The organism is Chryseobacterium sp. NFX27, from assembly GCF_049887855.1.
GTDB lineage: Bacteria > Bacteroidota > Bacteroidia > Flavobacteriales > Weeksellaceae > Chryseobacterium.
In genome coordinates this window covers 115,521-132,842 of record NZ_JAGEKK010000008.1, presented here as the reverse complement: position 1 = coordinate 132,842, position 17,322 = coordinate 115,521, and the positions used below count along the sequence as shown (strand labels likewise).

General features: G+C 37.5%; 21 protein-coding genes. 6 read left to right on the top strand and 15 right to left on the bottom strand.

The genetic code is table 11. The features are described 5' to 3' along the window. Window positions 1-38: 38 nt before the first annotated feature. The 9 genes from J4Q03_RS11120 to J4Q03_RS11080 form a co-directional block, all read right to left on the bottom strand. Window positions 39-536 carry a DUF4291 domain-containing protein gene (locus tag J4Q03_RS11120; RefSeq protein WP_426048247.1) on the bottom strand — a complete coding sequence of 166 codons (498 nt, stop codon included), beginning with the start codon at window positions 534-536 and terminating at the stop codon, window positions 39-41. A gap of 69 nt (window positions 537-605) precedes the next feature. Then, complete coding sequence (locus J4Q03_RS11115) at window positions 606-1,079, bottom strand: macro domain-containing protein (protein WP_426048246.1); 474 nt, start codon at window positions 1,077-1,079, stop codon at window positions 606-608. Window positions 1,080-1,127: 48 nt separating this feature from the next. After that, window positions 1,128-1,721 carry a DUF4291 domain-containing protein gene (locus J4Q03_RS11110; protein WP_426048245.1) on the bottom strand — a complete coding sequence of 198 codons (594 nt, stop codon included), beginning with the start codon at window positions 1,719-1,721 and terminating at the stop codon, window positions 1,128-1,130. Window positions 1,722-1,776: 55 nt separating this feature from the next. Next, window positions 1,777-2,847: an adenylosuccinate synthetase gene (locus J4Q03_RS11105; protein ID WP_426048244.1), complete on the bottom strand. Its 1,071-nt coding sequence runs from the start codon at window positions 2,845-2,847 to the stop codon at window positions 1,777-1,779. A gap of 3 nt (window positions 2,848-2,850) precedes the next feature. Then, window positions 2,851-3,705 carry a hypothetical protein gene (locus tag J4Q03_RS11100; RefSeq protein ID WP_426048243.1) on the bottom strand — a complete coding sequence of 285 codons (855 nt, stop codon included), beginning with the start codon at window positions 3,703-3,705 and terminating at the stop codon, window positions 2,851-2,853. 2 nt (window positions 3,706-3,707) lie between these two features. Next, window positions 3,708-4,043 (bottom strand): hypothetical protein, encoded by a 336-nt coding sequence (locus tag J4Q03_RS11095; RefSeq protein WP_426048242.1) that lies wholly within the window; start codon window positions 4,041-4,043, stop codon window positions 3,708-3,710. A 65-nt stretch (window positions 4,044-4,108) separates the two neighbouring features. Further along, window positions 4,109-4,657, bottom strand: coding sequence for a prolyl hydroxylase family protein (locus tag J4Q03_RS11090; RefSeq protein WP_426048241.1), 549 nt, complete (start codon window positions 4,655-4,657; stop codon window positions 4,109-4,111). A gap of 26 nt (window positions 4,658-4,683) precedes the next feature. Next, the gene (locus J4Q03_RS11085; RefSeq protein ID WP_426048240.1) at window positions 4,684-5,226 is read right to left on the bottom strand and encodes an NADAR family protein; all 543 of its coding nucleotides are present in this window, start codon (window positions 5,224-5,226) and stop codon (window positions 4,684-4,686) included. Between the two features lie 243 nt (window positions 5,227-5,469). Next, window positions 5,470-6,147, bottom strand: coding sequence for an NrtR DNA-binding winged helix domain-containing protein (locus J4Q03_RS11080; protein ID WP_426048343.1), 678 nt, complete (start codon window positions 6,145-6,147; stop codon window positions 5,470-5,472). 139 nt (window positions 6,148-6,286) lie between these two features. Between J4Q03_RS11080 and J4Q03_RS11075 the strand changes: the two genes are divergently transcribed. Next, a complete protein-coding gene (locus tag J4Q03_RS11075) occupies window positions 6,287-6,919 on the top strand; it encodes a DUF1579 domain-containing protein (RefSeq protein ID WP_426048239.1) in 633 nt (210 codons plus the stop codon). A 97-nt stretch (window positions 6,920-7,016) separates the two neighbouring features. Further along, a complete protein-coding gene (locus J4Q03_RS11070) occupies window positions 7,017-7,226 on the top strand; it encodes a hypothetical protein (protein ID WP_426048238.1) in 210 nt (69 codons plus the stop codon). Between the two features lie 39 nt (window positions 7,227-7,265). On the opposite strand, the gene lepA is transcribed toward J4Q03_RS11070, so the two are convergent. The 5 genes from lepA to J4Q03_RS11045 all read right to left on the bottom strand — a co-directional run bounded on the left by lepA (window position 7,266) and on the right by J4Q03_RS11045 (window position 11,892). After that, the gene (gene lepA / locus J4Q03_RS11065; protein WP_426048237.1) at window positions 7,266-9,062 is read right to left on the bottom strand and encodes a translation elongation factor 4; all 1,797 of its coding nucleotides are present in this window, start codon (window positions 9,060-9,062) and stop codon (window positions 7,266-7,268) included. Window positions 9,063-9,133: 71 nt separating this feature from the next. Beyond that, window positions 9,134-10,159: a hypothetical protein gene (locus J4Q03_RS11060; RefSeq protein WP_426048236.1), complete on the bottom strand. Its 1,026-nt coding sequence runs from the start codon at window positions 10,157-10,159 to the stop codon at window positions 9,134-9,136. Between the two features lie 98 nt (window positions 10,160-10,257). After that, the gene (locus tag J4Q03_RS11055; protein ID WP_426048235.1) at window positions 10,258-10,782 is read right to left on the bottom strand and encodes a hypothetical protein; all 525 of its coding nucleotides are present in this window, start codon (window positions 10,780-10,782) and stop codon (window positions 10,258-10,260) included. 6 nt (window positions 10,783-10,788) lie between these two features. Further along, on the bottom strand, window positions 10,789-11,322 hold the full coding sequence (locus tag J4Q03_RS11050) for a hypothetical protein (RefSeq protein WP_426048234.1): 534 nt from the start codon (window positions 11,320-11,322) through the stop codon (window positions 10,789-10,791). 18 nt (window positions 11,323-11,340) lie between these two features. Continuing rightward, complete coding sequence (locus J4Q03_RS11045) at window positions 11,341-11,892, bottom strand: RNA polymerase sigma factor (protein ID WP_426048233.1); 552 nt, start codon at window positions 11,890-11,892, stop codon at window positions 11,341-11,343. 188 nt (window positions 11,893-12,080) lie between these two features. Here J4Q03_RS11045 and J4Q03_RS11040 point away from each other — a divergent pair, with 188 nt between their 5' ends. The 4 genes from J4Q03_RS11040 (at window position 12,081) to J4Q03_RS11025 (ending at window position 16,547) form a co-directional block, all read left to right on the top strand. Further along, window positions 12,081-12,830, top strand: a complete 750-nt coding sequence (locus J4Q03_RS11040) for a Rossmann-like and DUF2520 domain-containing protein (protein WP_426048232.1) — start codon at window positions 12,081-12,083, stop codon at window positions 12,828-12,830. Next, window positions 12,820-13,338 carry a KdsC family phosphatase gene (locus J4Q03_RS11035; protein WP_426048231.1) on the top strand — a complete coding sequence of 173 codons (519 nt, stop codon included), beginning with the start codon at window positions 12,820-12,822 and terminating at the stop codon, window positions 13,336-13,338. The genes J4Q03_RS11040 and J4Q03_RS11035 overlap by 11 nt, the downstream gene beginning before the upstream one ends. 4 nt (window positions 13,339-13,342) lie before the next feature. Then, complete coding sequence (locus J4Q03_RS11030) at window positions 13,343-13,897, top strand: Maf family protein (RefSeq protein WP_426048230.1); 555 nt, start codon at window positions 13,343-13,345, stop codon at window positions 13,895-13,897. Between the two features lie 85 nt (window positions 13,898-13,982). Continuing rightward, complete coding sequence (locus tag J4Q03_RS11025) at window positions 13,983-16,547, top strand: tetratricopeptide repeat protein (protein ID WP_426048229.1); 2,565 nt, start codon at window positions 13,983-13,985, stop codon at window positions 16,545-16,547. Window positions 16,548-16,587: 40 nt separating this feature from the next. Here the strand turns inward: J4Q03_RS11025 and tsaB are convergent, their stop codons facing one another. Next, window positions 16,588-17,274 carry a tRNA (adenosine(37)-N6)-threonylcarbamoyltransferase complex dimerization subunit type 1 TsaB gene (gene tsaB / locus J4Q03_RS11020; RefSeq protein ID WP_426048228.1) on the bottom strand — a complete coding sequence of 229 codons (687 nt, stop codon included), beginning with the start codon at window positions 17,272-17,274 and terminating at the stop codon, window positions 16,588-16,590. Window positions 17,275-17,322: the final 48 nt, after the last annotated feature.

Here is a 17,322-nt window from a genome sequence, read left to right as displayed (position 1 = left end):
CTGATACTGCTCTTTTACAAAATCTGAAATATTTTCAATTAACAAAATATCTTCCTGAGCAAAAGAACGGGTAAATTCATTCTCAAACCTATTTGTATCGCTCTTCTCTCCAGCTTGTTTCCAAAAGGATCATGATCCGGGTCCCATTGTAATCGTACAGAAGATTGTTTCACCTGATTCTGCCATTCTTCACGGGAAATTCCTAGCTTATCATTAAAGGAAGAATAGACTGCATTTTCTAAATACCTTTTAAAAGCAGACATTTTCAGATGAATCGCCAAAACATATTCTTGGCCTTCTTTGGTTCCCCATCCGTTTCGATACATCATCCAAAGGAAATTAGGTTTTATCCATGTCATTCTTTCCAGACTAAATTTCCCTCCAAAATATTGATTTTCAAATGCAAAATCTCCAATTTCCTTTCGGTAAGACTGATAGACAATGATTTTATCTTCATCATATTGAGCCATGATGTGATAGCCCTTTTGAGGCCAATTCTGTAGTTGTTCTTTATATTTTTTTAATTTAAGTTTCATTACTATTTCTTCAACCGGTTTTATGTTTCTTCTTTCTTGGTAAAACTTTTAATCCATTTATTTCTTCTGTTATTCAAAGTCATAAACATATACCGAGATATTATTTCTGACTAATGTTTTTTCAATAATGGGTTCTATCTCGTCCCATTTTCCTCCTGCCAAACCACATCCGATTCTGGGCATATGCACTTCTGCATTAAGTTTTAAGGCCTTATGGGTTAGTTTTTCCAAACATTCTTCTACAGCATCATATCGTATTGGGGGAATTCCGTTTGAACTGGTCCTAATTTTATGCTGCCCGATCATATTACAAATCCAAATATCAGTTTCAACCTCAACGAGCTGGATTTCACCAAGATTAAAATTTTCTCCACTTTTAAACCATTTTCTATACTCTATTTCAGGCTGTTCCCATCTTTTAGAAATCGCAATCACAAAACCCCTTCCCCAACCTCCAATATCATTACATATATGAGTGATGATCTTATTTCTTTCCGTTTGAGGATTGGTGGCATCTCCTTTTAAATATTGTATCTCTTTCATTAGTTCTGTAGCTTTAAGTCAAAAAGTATTGTTTCATAGTTTTTATTTTTAAATACTTGCCCCTATTGTATGAGCAAGCTCAGCCGGCAATGGATATACTTTTTCATTGGGTAAAAGTTTTTTGGCCTTATCATATTCTCCGGATTTCGTGAAACTTAAGATTTTTTTTACCAAAGGTGTATAATCTTCTATTTTAACGATCCAATCATTATTAAATTCCTCAATCAGATACCGGCTGATGCCTACCTGAATGGAACGATACTCCAGTTTATTACCTTTGATATTCCTTTCCGGATCCCATTGTACATAAACCTCAGCCTTTTCAAAGTCTTTTTCCCAGTTTCCCGGATTGGGATATACCCTTTTTTCAGGAGAAGTTAAAATGGCTTTGCTTAGCGCTTTTTCCCATGCTTTTCTTTTAATATGGATGGCCAGCGTACATTCCTGTCCGGATTTTTGTCCGTAACTACTCCTTTCCATCATCCAGAGAAAAGAAGGCTTGATCCATGTCATCCTGTTGAATGAAAAAGGAGCAGAAAACTTCTGATTCATCATGGCAGATTTTGCAATCTGCTCATTGTATGACTGATATATCACAATTGTATTGCTGCTGTAATCTGCTCTTATTTCAAATTCTTTCATTATTCTATGGGTATTCGGCTCCTTTCTGCCATTAAATATAAAACCATTATTTGGTTTAAAAAATTTGTTTGAAGTCTTTTGAATACGGAGAATAAGATCCGTAGACTGTATCAAATTTTGTTTCTAATTTTTCTATTTTAAATAGTTCATCAGCCTGATCAAGACACGTCACGATCAGATTTTTTTTGGTTGTTGCAACATAAGCTCCATCTAAAAGAAGGGCATAATTCAACAAATCATAATCTAAATCTCCAAATCGGAGCTCTTTCTGATAATCATTGAAGACACATGTTTCCTCCTCATTATTTTTCAGCAACAATTCTTTTTCATTGCTCATCCATCCGCTTCCGTGACGTGTGGAGTAGATCCTGGTCACGTAATACATCTCAATATCCTCAATTTTCAACAGCCTGCAGATTTCATAAGCGTTTTTTGAAGTGGTATGGGCATAGGTTACATTGGGAAATACCCCGTGATCCATATCCAGAAGAATTCCCTGGCTTCCCTCAAAAATTAAGTTTTCAAATGAGTTCAGATAGTTATAACCATCTATTTTCCAGTCGATCTGATCTACCGCATTCAGAAAATCCTGAAGTGCTTCTTTCAGCTGATTATCATTCATAAAACCATAGTAATAAGCTATTCCTTTTAATTTTTCGATCAACATTGATCTTGGAGCTATTAAATCGGCTGCAAATAGTTTGTACGGGCTTTCGTGTCTTTTCATCGTTGCTCCGATTCCTTTTCCGCAGGTTCCGTGCTCCAGGTTTTTTACATTGGTTCTGTTTTGCCAGACATCAAACGGAGTGGTTACTTTGGCCAGTGGATGAATATGCAGTTCAGTATTCCCGTTTTTTTCTATTAATTCCTTTCTTTCATTCAGTAAGAATACCGGATTAAAGGTACAGTGTTCTGTAAAATAAGACGGCAGCCCGCGAAGTGCTCCACTTGCAAAGCTGGAATGAATATGCTTTTTATCCTCAATCATCACCGTATGAGCTGCCTGCTGCCCTCCTGAAAACCTGATGACAACAGACTCCGGGTTTTGCTGTGCGAGGAAATCTGTAGTGATTCCCTTTCCTTCATCACCAAAACCCAGTCCTATTACTATTTGTGCTTTTTTCATGACTTAAAACATTTGAATATTGTCAAATCCATTTTTATCTGTTGCTCCGAAAATCTTATTTTTAAATGTCTCGCAGATAATTCCTTTAATTACATTTGGAATTTCTCTATGATCGGCTATTGAAAGACAATTTTGACCTAATAATTCTTTCCAACCTCTATCTGCTCTCATGGCCTGATCGGAATGCAGAACACTGATGTGATAGACTTCGTACCGCTTTCTGACTTCTTCCAGTAATTCGTGGTGCGTATAGGTCTGCTGACCGGCCCCCATAATTTCTCTGACAGCTGATGCCGGAAGTTTTTTTAAGCAGGGTTCGTCACCCACTGTAAACAAAATTCCTTTTTGATTTCTCTTTTCAAATGCATCCGTTCTGGTATGAAAAGCGGCAAAATACCAAGCCAGAAGATAACTTTCTCCGGCATTTCCGCCACCGCCGGATTCAATATAGGTACGGGTAAGCCACATATCAAGTTCTTCGTCTCCGGATTCAAACTGCCCGACCTGTAAAGGATAATTATCATATTCATGATCTCCAATTCCTAAAAACAACAGCGCCGGATCAGGAACACCTCCCTGGATAATCCCGCCCATTAATTTTGGAAGTCCTTCTTTAATGAGTTCATGAGGAATATGTCCCATACTACCTGTCACATCCAATCCTAAAATGATTGGAACAGAATTGGGGTGCACTTCTGAATCTCTGGATTCTCTGAAAGAAACTCCCTTGGGATTCATAGATTCATGTGCCATTCTTTTGGCGTTCTGAGTGAAAATTTCACCTGCGGATTTGGATCCGTAACCTGCTTTTCTTGCTCTGTCGAAACGAGCATCCATATCGTATCTTGTACCTCCCATAATTAAAATGTTTTACCAAATAAATATTCGAATCTCTTTACTGCGACTTCCAGCTGAATATTTAAATTTCTGATTGTTAATGAATATTCTATGTCTTTCTGAACAAATGCTTCCGGCTGAAAATCAGCAAATGTCAGGCTGTTTCTGTCTAAAGGACTGATATCAATAAGTCCTTCCTGCTCGCGTTCCAGTCTCTTTATTTTCAGTTCTATATCTTCAACCCGGCGCCTGTAGATCAATTCGGAGTCTGCTCCGATGGTCCGTGCCCGGTCTTCTCTTATCTGATCATTATTCCTCTGTAATGACTGGATGAATCTTGGTTTTAGTTCGTTTTCCATTTTTGTTTGTGTTGTTTTTACGCTAATAAGGAAAGACATGGTAATGCCTATTTCTTTGCAGATGATTACTTATTGGAATACATTACATCGGTTCTTAAAACATATTTCTGACCGCTGATGAGCGTTTTTCCTTCGTGTCTTAAAGGATGGTAAAAAACCAGTGCAGTTCCTTTCTTTGGAGCAACCGTGAATAAATTCTCAAATTCTGTTTCTCCACCTTCAAAGTCATCATTCAGATAGATCATAAAGGTGTAGAAGCTTTTTTCATTTTCATTACGGATATAACTTCCGTCCCGATGCATTTTGAATCTTTGTCCAGGAGAATACTTATAAACTCTGATCATTTCATTAAAATTCTTCAGGCTATAATTTTCCTGTTCCTGCGGAAGAAATTCTGCCGCTTTTGTAAAAAGCTTGTCAGCCAAATTACTATCAAAGAGCATCAGCCTGTCGTTATTTCTTATGTCTTTACTCATCATCTGGCGGCCATTCATATTGATCTTAGCTTCTTCAAATACTTCTCCCTGTACCATTGTGATATAATGATCGCATTCATCAGAGGTCAGAAAATCTTCAATAAGAAATATCTGTGGGTGCAGTTCTGTCTTTTCCATAATAATTTTTGTGTTTGATAATTATCTTATTTTCTTAATTCATCTCTCACTTCCATTAAAGCAAAACCAAGTAGATTTTGTCCTTCCCAATGATTCGGATCCATAGTTCTGGAATCAGTTTCAAGCATTCCAATTCCCCAAATTCTATCATAAGGACTGGCTTCTACTAGAACCTTACCATCAGTTGACAATAAAAAATCTTTAAACTTTGTGTTCTGAGAAAATTTCAGAACATTGGCTCTCTTAACAATTTCATATTTATGGTCATCCCAAAGTTTCGGATCAAAATTTTTCACTTTTCTTCCTAAGCTTTTGGCCTGATTAGGTGTTTCAGATCTTAAAACCTTTTCTAAGATCTGCTGGTCATTAAATAACTTTGCCTTTCCGGCCATCATATAATGCTCCGCTGTTTTATAGATTGTACCATTTTCTTCAAACTCTATTGGAAACCACTGACTGAAACATGATTTGCTGATCTCATCTTTTACCGTATGTCCCCAGAAAAACAGAAATTCAAGCTTCTCTTTTCTCTGAAATTTCTCAATGATATGTTGTAATGTGTATTTCATAATTGTGTTATTATTACACAAATGTAAAACAATATCAGTTCAGACACAAAATATATTTGCGTTATTTCAACACTAAAACCATAAATAACTGATAATCAGTTATAAAATTTGAAATGCATGAAATACTAATGGCACAAATGTTTTCACCAACAGCATAAATACAATATAAACTAAAATTTTAGGTTATTTATTTTGGATGATAATATGAGAATTTTTATAGAGACTGAGATAACCTGATAACAGTTATTTGATCTCGAAATAGAAGCCTTCTTTTTCAAGCTCTTCATACTTCTCTTTTTTGAATGTAAAAAGTTTTCCCGGCCTGCCGCTGCCTTCTTTTTTAACGTTGTCAGTTTCATTCAGCAAACCGTAGCTCATGATCTTTTTACGGAAATTCCGGCGGTCTATTTCGCGGCCAACAATAGTTCTGTAAAGGTTTTCAAGATCGGAAAAGGGAAATTCTTCATTCAGGAGATTAAAACCAATAGGCTGGTACTGAAGTTTGGTACGAAGTCTGTTTAACGCAATATCAATAATAGATCTATGGTCAAAGGCAAGTGACGGGAGCTTGTTTACACTGAACCACTGGGCATCTTCCGCATCAGAGTCTGCAAAAAGTTCATGGTAAGAAGGGTTTACAAGGCCTAAATAAGCCACAGAAACCACTCTGTTTCTCGGATCACGGCCTACGTTACCAAAAGTATAGAGCTGCTCCAGAAAATCGGGCTTTATGCCCGCCTCTTCGTGAAGTTCTCTTTTCACTGCATCATCCAGGTTTTCATCATCCAGGACAAGGCCTCCGGGAAGCGCCCAGCCTCCTTTGAAAGGATCAATCTTTCTTTTGATCAAAAGTAGCTGAAGATCCTGCTTATCAAAGTATCCGAAAATAACGGCATCAACCGCCACTTTAATATCCTGAATTTTTTTTGGAGAGGCCATAATCTAGTTTGCGTTATGAATACACAAAGATAAGATTTATAAATGACATCAAAAAAGAATTGAGCACTTAATAAAATTAACTACCTTTATTTCACAATAACCTACTTAAAACTAAACAATTATGAAAAATCTACTGTTACTATTATCAGTTACATTTCTTTTGATCGCTTGTGAAAAAGGAAAGCCCGTACCTGAGAAAGACAACGCTAAAACTGATTCTGCAGAATGGAAACCTGTAGATTCTGCTACTGCAACCAAAGCCTGGATGGAATATGCCACCCCTGGTGAAATGCACAAAACATTAGCATTATATGACGGAAACTGGACCGGAGCAACAACAAGCTGGATGGAAAATGGTGCGCAACCCATCACAAGCCAATCCGAATGTATCAATAAAATGATTTTCGACGGCAGATATCAGCACAGTACTTTTAAAGGAAGCTTTATGGGAATGCCGTTTGAAGGAATGAGCATCATGGGCTATGATAATGCCAAGAAAAAGTTTGTAAGCACCTGGATCGATAATATGGGAACAGGTATTATGCATGCGGAAGGCGACTGGAACCCTTCTAAAAAGTCTATTGAGCTGAAAGGTAAAATGACTGATCCCGCAAGACCCGGAAAAGACTGTGATTTCAGAGAGACTTACACTTTCATCGATGCCAACAATCACACAATGGAAATGTATGGCCCAGATTCTAAAACGGGAAAGGGATATAAGACCATGGAGATAAAATTCACCAAAAAGAAATAATAAAACGGTGAAACCACTTTCCTGAAACAGTGATTTTCCTTAATGATTTCATAACAGATATGCTCAACTTTGGTATAGAAATAAAATTTATACCATCATGAAAACATTATTAAGAGTCTTTATCGTGGTCATTATCATCTTAGGAGGAGTTTTGATCATTGTTGTGGGAAAAAAGCCTTTCCCGGAACCTGAATGTATTGTATGCGGAGTCAACCTTATACGGACTTTGGGAATCGCTGAAGTAATTCTCGGCCTCGGAGCTTTGGTAATACAGGCCAATCTGACGGAGAAGCAGCGAACTTTCTGAAAAATAAAAGACCGGTAAAAATTACCGGTCTTTTTTATATTAATCATTCAATTTTAATACAGCCATGAATGCAGACTGAGGGACTTCTACCCTTCCGATCTGTTTCATTTTTTTCTTACCTTCTTTCTGTTTTTCAAGAAGTTTACGTTTTCTGGAAATATCTCCTCCGTAACATTTTGCAGTAACGTCTTTTCTTAAGGCTTTAATGGTTTCTCTGGCAATAACTTTCGCTCCCAATGCTGCCTGAACTGCAATATCAAACTGCTGTCTAGGAATCAGTTCACGAAGTTTTTCACACATTTTTTTACCGATGTAATAAGCGTTGCTGTCATGAATCAGTGAAGAAAGGGCATCTACCATATCACCATTGATCAGAATATCCATTTTAACCAATTTGGAAGAACGCATACCGATTGGAGAATAATCGAATGACGCATATCCTTTGGAAATTGATTTCAGACGGTCATAAAAGTCGAAAACAACCTCTGCCAAAGGCATATTGAATGTTAGCTCTACCCTGTCTGCCGTTAAATAACTCTGGTTGACAATCTCCCCTCTTTTTTCAATACAAAGCGTCATTACAGCTCCTACGAAATCAGATTTAGTAATAATGGAAGCTTTTATATACGGTTCTTCAACTCTATCTAAAAGATTGGGATCAATCATTTCAGATGGGTTGTTGATTAAAATGGCCGTTTCAGGATCTTTTTTAGAATATCCGTGATAGGAAACGTTGGGAACCGTAGTAATTACGTTCATATCAAATTCTCTTTCCAGACGTTCCTGTACGATTTCCATGTGAAGCATTCCCAGGAATCCGCAACGGAAACCGAAACCAAGTGCCGCCGAACTTTCCGGTTCGAAAACCAGGGAGGCATCATTCAGTCTCAATTTTTCCAATGAGAATCTTAATTCTTCAAAATCTTCTGATTCAATAGGATAAATTCCTGCGAAAACCATTGGTTTTACTTCTTCAAAACCGTCAATCGCAGCTGTGGCTGGATTCACAAAAGAGGTAATGGTATCACCTACTTTCACTTCTCTGGCATCTTTAATCCCGGAAATAATGTAACCTACATCACCACATTCAATTGTTTTCTTCGGAACCTGCTTTAGCTTTAACGTTCCTACTTCATCAGCACCATATTCTTTTCCTGTCGCGAAAAATTTGATTTTCTCATTTTTAGAAATACTTCCGTTTACCACTTTGAAATAAGCTTCAATCCCTCTGAACGGGTTGTAAACAGAATCAAAGATCAATGCCTGTAACGGCGCTTTCGGATCTCCGACGGGAGCTGGAATTCTATTCACAATCTGCTCAAGCAAATCATGAACTCCTTCTCCTGTTTTTCCGGAAACCCTAAGGACGTCTTCATATTTACAGCCTAAAAGGCCCATGATTTCGTCGGTAACTTCTTCAGGATTTGCTGACGGAAGGTCTATCTTGTTCAGAATTGGAATAATTTCCAAATCATTTTCTAATGCCAGATAAAGGTTACTGATGGTCTGTGCCTGAATACTCTGTGCAGCATCTACAATAAGAAGTGCACCTTCGCAGGCAGCAATGGAACGGGAAACCTCGTAAGAAAAGTCTACGTGTCCCGGAGTATCAATAAGGTTTAAGATATATTTTTCTCCTTTATACTCATAATCCATCTGGATCGCGTGAGATTTGATGGTAATCCCACGTTCTTTCTCCAAATCCATATCATCCAGGGTCTGAGACTGCAGTTCTCTTTGAGTAACTGTATTGGTATACTCCAAAAGACGGTCCGCCAAAGTACTTTTACCGTGGTCAATATGAGCGATTATGCAAAAATTTCGTATGTTTTTCATTTAAGAACGTTGTAATTTGCAAAGATAAAAAAAAGCGAGACATTATCTCGGTTTAATTTACAGCGTGAAATTTATTTTTCAAACACATAAGCACCTGTTAAAGAATCTATATAAACCTTTGTAGAGGTTGCTGTTTTTGCCCCGTTTATTACAGCGGTATGAGAGGTTCCGGAATCAATTGCGCCACCTACGAGTGCTCCGACAACACCTCCCGCAAGTGCTCCTACCATCATTCCACCTGTCATTTTTTGAATGGCAAGCTGCGCTCTTGATGAAATGATATAAAAACCCCTATTTCCTTTTGACATTTCTACAAATCCCAAAGGTATGGCCCTATACGCCTTTCCTGAATCTACATAGCAATAAATTTCACTGAGCGGAACTGAAAAGTCACGATCCTTAACATTTACCAATTTTCCTTTTCGGTTTTTAATAATAGAATATCCCGGTTCCGGTTTTTGCTCGTAGAAACTTTTAAAGTTTTTATATACACCCTCTTTTAATTGAGGCTCATTATAGGCTTTAAAATTTTTATTGAGATAAGCCGTGTAATTACTCAATTCATTTTCAGGAATCATAGCACCGGAAACAATATTGGAATATGAGGCTTTAATAAATTCTAAAAAAACAGTAGAGATCTGCTGAGCCAAAAACTTCGGCATGTTTCCATTATTTTTAGAATCTGAAACAATGACATTTTCAAAACGGTTTATAAAGTAATATTTATCATTTCTTTTCAGAAAACTTGCTATCTTAATCTTAGCTTTTCCAAAGACTTCTTTTTGTCCTGGATCCTGTTCATTATAAAATTTTAGCTCTTCAAGAATTAAAGTAATATCATTATTCCCTTTTACTTTATTATCCTGTGAAAACCAATTTTCGAAGTGACTTTTCAGATCTTCAGTATCAAACTTAATTTCTGCTGTTTCTTTTTTACCGATAATGGTACCAATCGTTTTATCCATCCGGTTATCTATCAGAGTCAATGATCTGGTAAGCCCTTTTTTATCCTTAATATTTTGATCCAGTTTAATGATTTCGGCTTTCTGAGCCGATAATAGAGCTGAAAAGATTAAAAACAATAATACTTTTTTCATATTTGAATTTTCCGTAAAACTATGAAATCCTTTTAAAACTAAACGGCTCTCACAAACAATTGTCTGTAAGAGCCGTCCAACATTAAAAAAATAAACTATTATGGGTTTTGTTTGGGCTTTGCCATACTATTATTACGTCCGCTGTGAGGTTTTCTCTCATTCATCTTATCTCTCATCATTCCCTCAGACTGGAACAGTTTCAATACTTTTTGGCAAGGAATCACCTGCTGCATCTTGTCAGCATATTTCTTTCTGTTATCAAGCAGTTTCTGTCCTACTTCAAAACTCTGCTGAAGCTTTGCTTTGGCTTCATCATCGGATAATGTTTCCGGGTTGAAATCAGGATTAAACTGGCTTTTTATCTGCTTTTGATTATCCAAATATTCGTTATAAAGCTGCGTAAATTCTGTTTTATCGCTCGCGTCAATTTCAAGATTTTCCACCACCATATTGTTCCTAAACTTCTTAAGAAGTTCTTTTCTCTCTTCAGGAGAAAGATTGTTTATTACCTCTTTTCTTTGTTTAGGGTCCATTTTTTTCCAGTCATAATCTGTAGTCTGCGCATTTTGTGCATTTAGACCAAAACCATAAATAATAAAAAGTGCAAATAATATCTTTTTCATCTTTCTTTAATTATATAAATCCAAATAAACGTCCTGGGTTGAATTACTTGCCAGTTCTGATATCTCAGAGTTAGAAAACGAATCCAGATATTCATTCATTTTAATTTCTTCTTTTTTACCAACAGCTTTCACCGGTTGCGGGGCCGTTCTGTTTTCAACATCTTTTTTAGGAGTATATGAAACGGTTTTAGTTCCCTGATTACTACCTGTTTGATTATTATTTTCAACAGAAGTTAAATCTGCTTCCAGAGTTTCATAAGCGCGTTCGCTTTCTGTTTTAGGCTGATGATTGTTAACAGCCAATGTTTTTGAATTCAACACATCTTTCGACTGGTCATTATCAGAATTAAAAACATACGTTGCCCCGAATATCAAAGCCAGCGATGCCGCAGCGGCATACATCCAGTTCAGCTTGAAAACCGGTGCCTTTTTATTCGCTTTCACTTCGTTCATTACATTATTCTGGATATTTTCAAATAAATGATCCGGAACTTTGTAAATATTCTTTCGTTCTAGTTTTTCTATGTCGAACTCTTTCATCTTTGTTTGTTCAAAAAATTATCTCTCGTAATTTTCTTTAATATACTCTTCTATCTTTTGTTTGGCATAATGATAATTGGTCTTTAGCGTCCCTACAGACATATCTACAATTTTAGAGATCTCTTCATAGGGCAAATCATCATAATACCGCATCATAAATACCAGTTTCTGCTTTTCGGGCAGGCTTTGTATGGCGTTCTGGAGCAGCTTCTGTATTTCTTCTGCATCTCCTTCCGTATTGTCGGCCACCAGGTTCTGCATATAATACTCGGGATCTTCATCCGTCTTCTGCATTTTCTTCAGCTTATTGACCTGCTGCAATGCTTCGTTCGTAGCAATTCTATAAAGCCAGGTATATAGCTGGCTGTCATTTTTAAACTGGTGAAAATTCTGGTAGGCTTTAATAAAAGTCTCCTGCAGCGTATCCTGGGCAAGGTCTCCATCCACAATAATTCTTCTGATGTGCCAGTACAATCTGCTTTGATAAGCATCCATCAAGGCACGGACACCTTTTTCCTGGGTCCGTGGATTCTGCATCAACGAAATAATTTCCGCGTCCTTAATCTTCATAAGATGCTTTCACTGTTTTGGATTACAAAAATAGCCGAAAGTTAAATTACTTATTCAATTTTCGGTCCAAATATTTAAAATAATATCAGATCGTTATACCGTGAACCTTACACAACAGGCAACAAGCATTTCATCAATAAACTTCCATGGCCTGCATCCGTCTTCCTTTAAAATCTTATCTTTGTTAGATGCAAACTGTAATTATAGGTTCCGGAAATGTGGCTTATCACATGGCAAAGGCTTTTAGCCTGAAAAACATTCCATTACTGCAGGTTTTTGGAAGGAACAGCGAAGAACTGAAAAAAATTTCCAGGGAACTTAACGTTCCTTATTCTACTGAGCACCTTCAAGATGCAGACCTGTATATCATCTGCGTAAGCGATAATTCTGTGGAAAATGTTTCTCAGATTATTACAAAGAAAGACTGTCTGGTTGCCCATACTTCAGGATCTCTTCCGAAAGAGATTCTGAAAGGAGAGTACAGGAAATCCAGTTTCTATCCTTTGCAGACGTTTTCAAAATCGAAAGAGCTTGATTATGAGAAAATCCCGTTCTTTATAGAAACTGAGAATGAACAGGATAAACAGCTTCTTTTTGAAATTGCTTCCAAAATTTCAGAGAATGTGATGGAAAGCAGCCACGAGCAAAGAAAATACATCCATCTTACTGCGGTTTTTGCCTGCAATTTTGTCAATCATCTTTTTGCAAAAGCAAAGGAGATTTCAGACTCGCAGGAAATTCCATTTAACTATTTTCTGCCTCTGATTGATGAAACGGTGCAGAAAATTCATGAGATCGAGCCTAAAGATGCACAAACAGGGCCTGCCGTAAGAAATGATGTAAGGATACTGGAATCACATGAACAGCTGTTAAAAGACGAAAGTCTTAAGATTTATAAAACAATGAATCATTCTATTCAAAAAATGTATGAGCTATAAAGAGAAATTAAAAGATATAAAGGCGTTTGTATTTGATGTAGACGGAGTTTTTACAGACGGAAGTGTTTATCTGCTTCCGGGCGGAAATATGTGCAGGGTAATGAATGTCCTGGACGGTTATGCAGTAGTTAAAGCATTAAAAAACAATTATTTAATAGGAGTAATCACTGGCGGAAATGATGAAATGGTGAAACACAGGATCACCTATCTTGGAATAGAGGACTATTATCCAAAATCACATGATAAGATGGTTGATTTTGAAGACTTTAAAAAGAAATACAATCTTAAAAACGAAGAGATTCTGACGATGGGAGACGATCTTCCCGATATCCATATCATGGAGAATTCCGCTATTTCAGCATGTCCTGAAAATGCTGTTCCAGAAGTAAAAGGAATATCTGACTATATTTCAGCTAAAAAAGGGGGCAGCGGAGCAGTACGTGATGTGATAGAGCAGGTGATGAAAGTTCAGGGGAACTGGCATGATGATAATACGCAATCCGTATAACACTATGAAATTACTTTTAGCATCCCAGTCACCGAGAAGAAAAGAGCTGCTTTCAAGCTTAGGCTTCGATTTTGAGGTCATCAAAATAGATTGTGAAGAAATTCTTCCTGAAGATATCGAAATAGGAGAGGCGGCAGCCTATCTGTCTGATTTAAAGGCGGCAGCATTCAGGGAATTAACTGATGATGAAGTACTGTTAACTGCCGATACTGTAGTTGCAATAGATAATCAGATCCTTGGAAAACCGAAAGATGAGAATGAAGCCAGGCATATGCTGCGTTCGCTTTCAGGGAAAACTCATCAGGTTTATACAGGAATTACCATAAAATCCGTTAATAAAACATGGACTGAAACCGATGTTGCAGATGTAGAATTGGACGAAATTACAGATGATGAAATAGAATATTACATTCAGAATTACAGGCCTTTCGACAAAGCAGGAAGCTATGGCATACAGGAATGGCTGGGTATGGCAAAGATCAGCAAGATGAACGGAAGCTTTTATACCATCATGGGACTTCCTACTCATTTGGTTTATAAAATTTTGAAAGAAATATAAATATTATTCATTACAAAATTTTGTTATTTTTACAAAATCATCAGCTGCTTATAATAAAAAGCAGATAAGAGAGTTATATTGAATAATGAAAAAGAATATTTTATTCCTTTTAATCATGTGTATCGTTGCTTCCTGTGCTACCAAGACCAAAAAGCCGGAACAGCGATCAAAATTCATGAAAGGATTCAACACATATTATAATACCCTTTTTAATGCAAAAGATGCGTTAAACAGTGAATTTACGAGCAGAGATAAGGAACACAAAGACAATTTTTATGCTCCTTACATTCCTATCCTTACGTTTGAAGACCAGCCTTTGGGAAGCGATTTGGGACAATCCACCGCTTTCGCTGAAAATTCCATGAAAATGGCTGAAGTGACCAGATCTTCTTCTGAAAGAGGAGCTCCTGGAATGCCACCCGGATTGCCCGGCGCGCAGGGAAATGCAACGCCCGGAATGCCTGATGAGCTTCAGAATAAAGGAGCGACCACTTTAGAAATTGCAGAGGCAAAGGCGCAGAAAGCGATCAATAAATACTCAGTTATCAGAAACGGCGAAGAAAAAAATAAGAAGATTTTTGACGCCTATATGATTCTTGTACAGTCCAGGATCTACCAGAACAAAGCTGTACAGGCTCTGGATGCCCTGAACTATGTTTTCACCCACATGAAGGATGATAAAAGACTTCCTTTAGCAAGAATTTATCAGGGAGTAGCTTATGCACAGATCAAGGATTATCATAAGGCCAACGAAACTTTTGCCAAACTGAAGGGAGAGGACATTAATAAAAGCTATGCAAAACTGCTGAGCATTTATCATTCTGAAGCTCTTCTGGACGCAGGGAAGCTGGAGGAGGCAGGAGCTGAACTGGACAGGGCTTTTGAACTGAATTCCGACAGAAAATTGAAAAGCAGGATAGCTTATCTGAGAGGACAGGTTTCCGAAAACCTGGGTCAAAATGATAAAGCGCGTGAAAGCTTTACCCAGGCTTATAAATATGCCAACGACTTTGAATTTGAAGTAAAATCCCAAATTGCCATTGCTAAAACTTTCAATGGAAAAGGGGATTATAACGGAGCCAAAAACTACCTGGAGGGTATCAGTAAAAAAGGAACTTACGGCTCCAGAAAGAACGAATTTTACTATGCTCTGGGCTTAATGGCCAACAAGGCAGGAAAAAAAGAGGAAGCTCAGGAGTTCTTCAAAAAATCTCTGTTTGAGAAGGTATCAGATCCACAGGTAAGAGGCCTTACGTATTATGAAATAGGGAAGAGCTATCTTGAAAAAAATGATTATATCGGGGCAGGAACGTACTATGATTCTGCTCTTACGGTGATGACCTATGAGCCTTCTAAGATCCTTTTAAAAGACCAGTCTGAATATATTAAAAAGATCTCCAAAAACTATTATCTGATTAAGAAGAACGACAGTATTCTTTCTTTAGCAAAGATGAATGATTCTCAGAAAACCGACTTTTTTTCGAAGTATATCGCTAAACTGAAAGCTAAGGAAGAAAAAGAAGAGCAGGAGAGAATACGTGCAGAAAGAAGCAAAGGTTTTGATAGCGGAGATTACAATGCCAATTCAATTTTTGCCAATAATGCCAATTCTTTTGAAGATTTTGGGGTAACTACCAAAGGCTTTTATTTCAGCAATACAGGAACAATAAGCAAAGGGACATCTTCGTTTAAACAGATTTGGGGCGACAGAGCGTTAGCTGATAACTGGCGGTATTCTAAAAAAATGGCGACTATTGAGGACATGAAAAATGAAGCTCTTGGTGTGACTTCAGCACCTAATCCAAGACGTTTTGAGCCAACCTACTATATTGAACAGATTCCTACAGATCAGGAAAAACTGGGCCAGCTAAAGAAAGACAGAGATACCGCTTCGCTAGGGTTGGGTGTAATGTACCAGAATTATTTTACAAATACTCCTTTGGCAACAAAGACACTATATGACCTTGTTGACGTAAAACCTGAGGAAAAAGTAATGCTTCAGGCTCTTTATGAAATCTTTGCAATGAATTACCAAAAGAATCCTCAGGCTTCTGAAAGAGCAAAACAGATCCTTTTGACCGATTATCCATATACCTCTTATGCAGAATTTGCAAGAAATCCTAAGAATAATTCATTCGTAAAGTCATCGGAGGATGTTGAAAGCGAATATAAGAAGGCTTATGCTCTCTATGAATCTGAAAAGTTCGGAGAAAGCCGTGATATTATAGATCAGACGATACAGAAATATCCTAAGGATGCCCTTGTTCCTAAATTCCACCTATTGAATGCTTTCAATACCGGAAAAACCAGCGGAAAAGAGGTGATGATCCTGCAGCTTGAGCAGATCGCCCTGAATTATTCTAAAACCCCGGAAGGCATAAAGGCAAAGGAAATGCTGAATTATCTGAAAAGTGAGCTTTCTTTCCAGGCAACGGATAATAAAGGAAACTCTCTTCAACAGCAACCACAAATGCCAACACAGCCGGTACAGGATATGAATAACGGTATTCCTCAGAGTCCTGCCGGAAATGATAATACCCTGCTTCAGCAGTCCGTACAGGGCATAGACACTGAGCCTAAAAAGCCTAAACAAAAACTGAAAAAGGATAAAGAAAAAATTCCTGATGGTGTTCCTGAAATGCCCAAATAAACATAAAAAAAAGCGAAGATTTACTCTTCGCTTTTTTATGTCATATAGAATCTGACGATTTCTTTTTCTTTACTCCATGGAAATCTTTGAGATAGAAGGGTTCAAAGTAGGCAATATCTTCAAAATCCTTTTGCCCAATCTTTTCTAGGCTTCTTTTGATCAGGTATTGTGCAGAAGGGTAGACGTCATCCTTAAACTCTGCGTCCGGAAGGTGCAGAATTTCTTTAGCTTTCTTTGCTCCGTCGCCCACAAAAATCACTTTTTTATCTTTAAATTCTTCAAAAGAAGTTTCGTCTAAAATCTTGGCTTCAGTCTGAGACAGTTCTTTTCCTGTTTCGCCATCATAAACGGCTGTATAAACCTCCATTCTCCTTGCATCGATTAATGGCACGATATAATCGTAGTTTTTGCCTAAAAAAGGCTCTATCATGCTTTCTAAAGAATTCACTGCAATCAACGGGACTTTCAGCCCGTAGCAGAAACCTTTTGCAGAAGCTGCACCTATTCTTAAGCCGGTATAGGATCCAGGTCCTTTACCTAATGAAACGGCCTCAATGTCTTTCATGGTAAGACCGGCTCCCTCAAGTGCCCATTCTACAAAGGTATGGAGACTTTCAGACTGCTTATAGTTTTCGGAAACTTCTTCGCACAGACACAGGAGCTTTTCATTGTCTGAAATGGCTACAGAGCAGTTTTTGGAAGAGGTTTCCAGATATAGAATTTTCATCTCTTTTATTTTAAGCTGATGGCAAAATTACGGAGACGCTATTGCTCC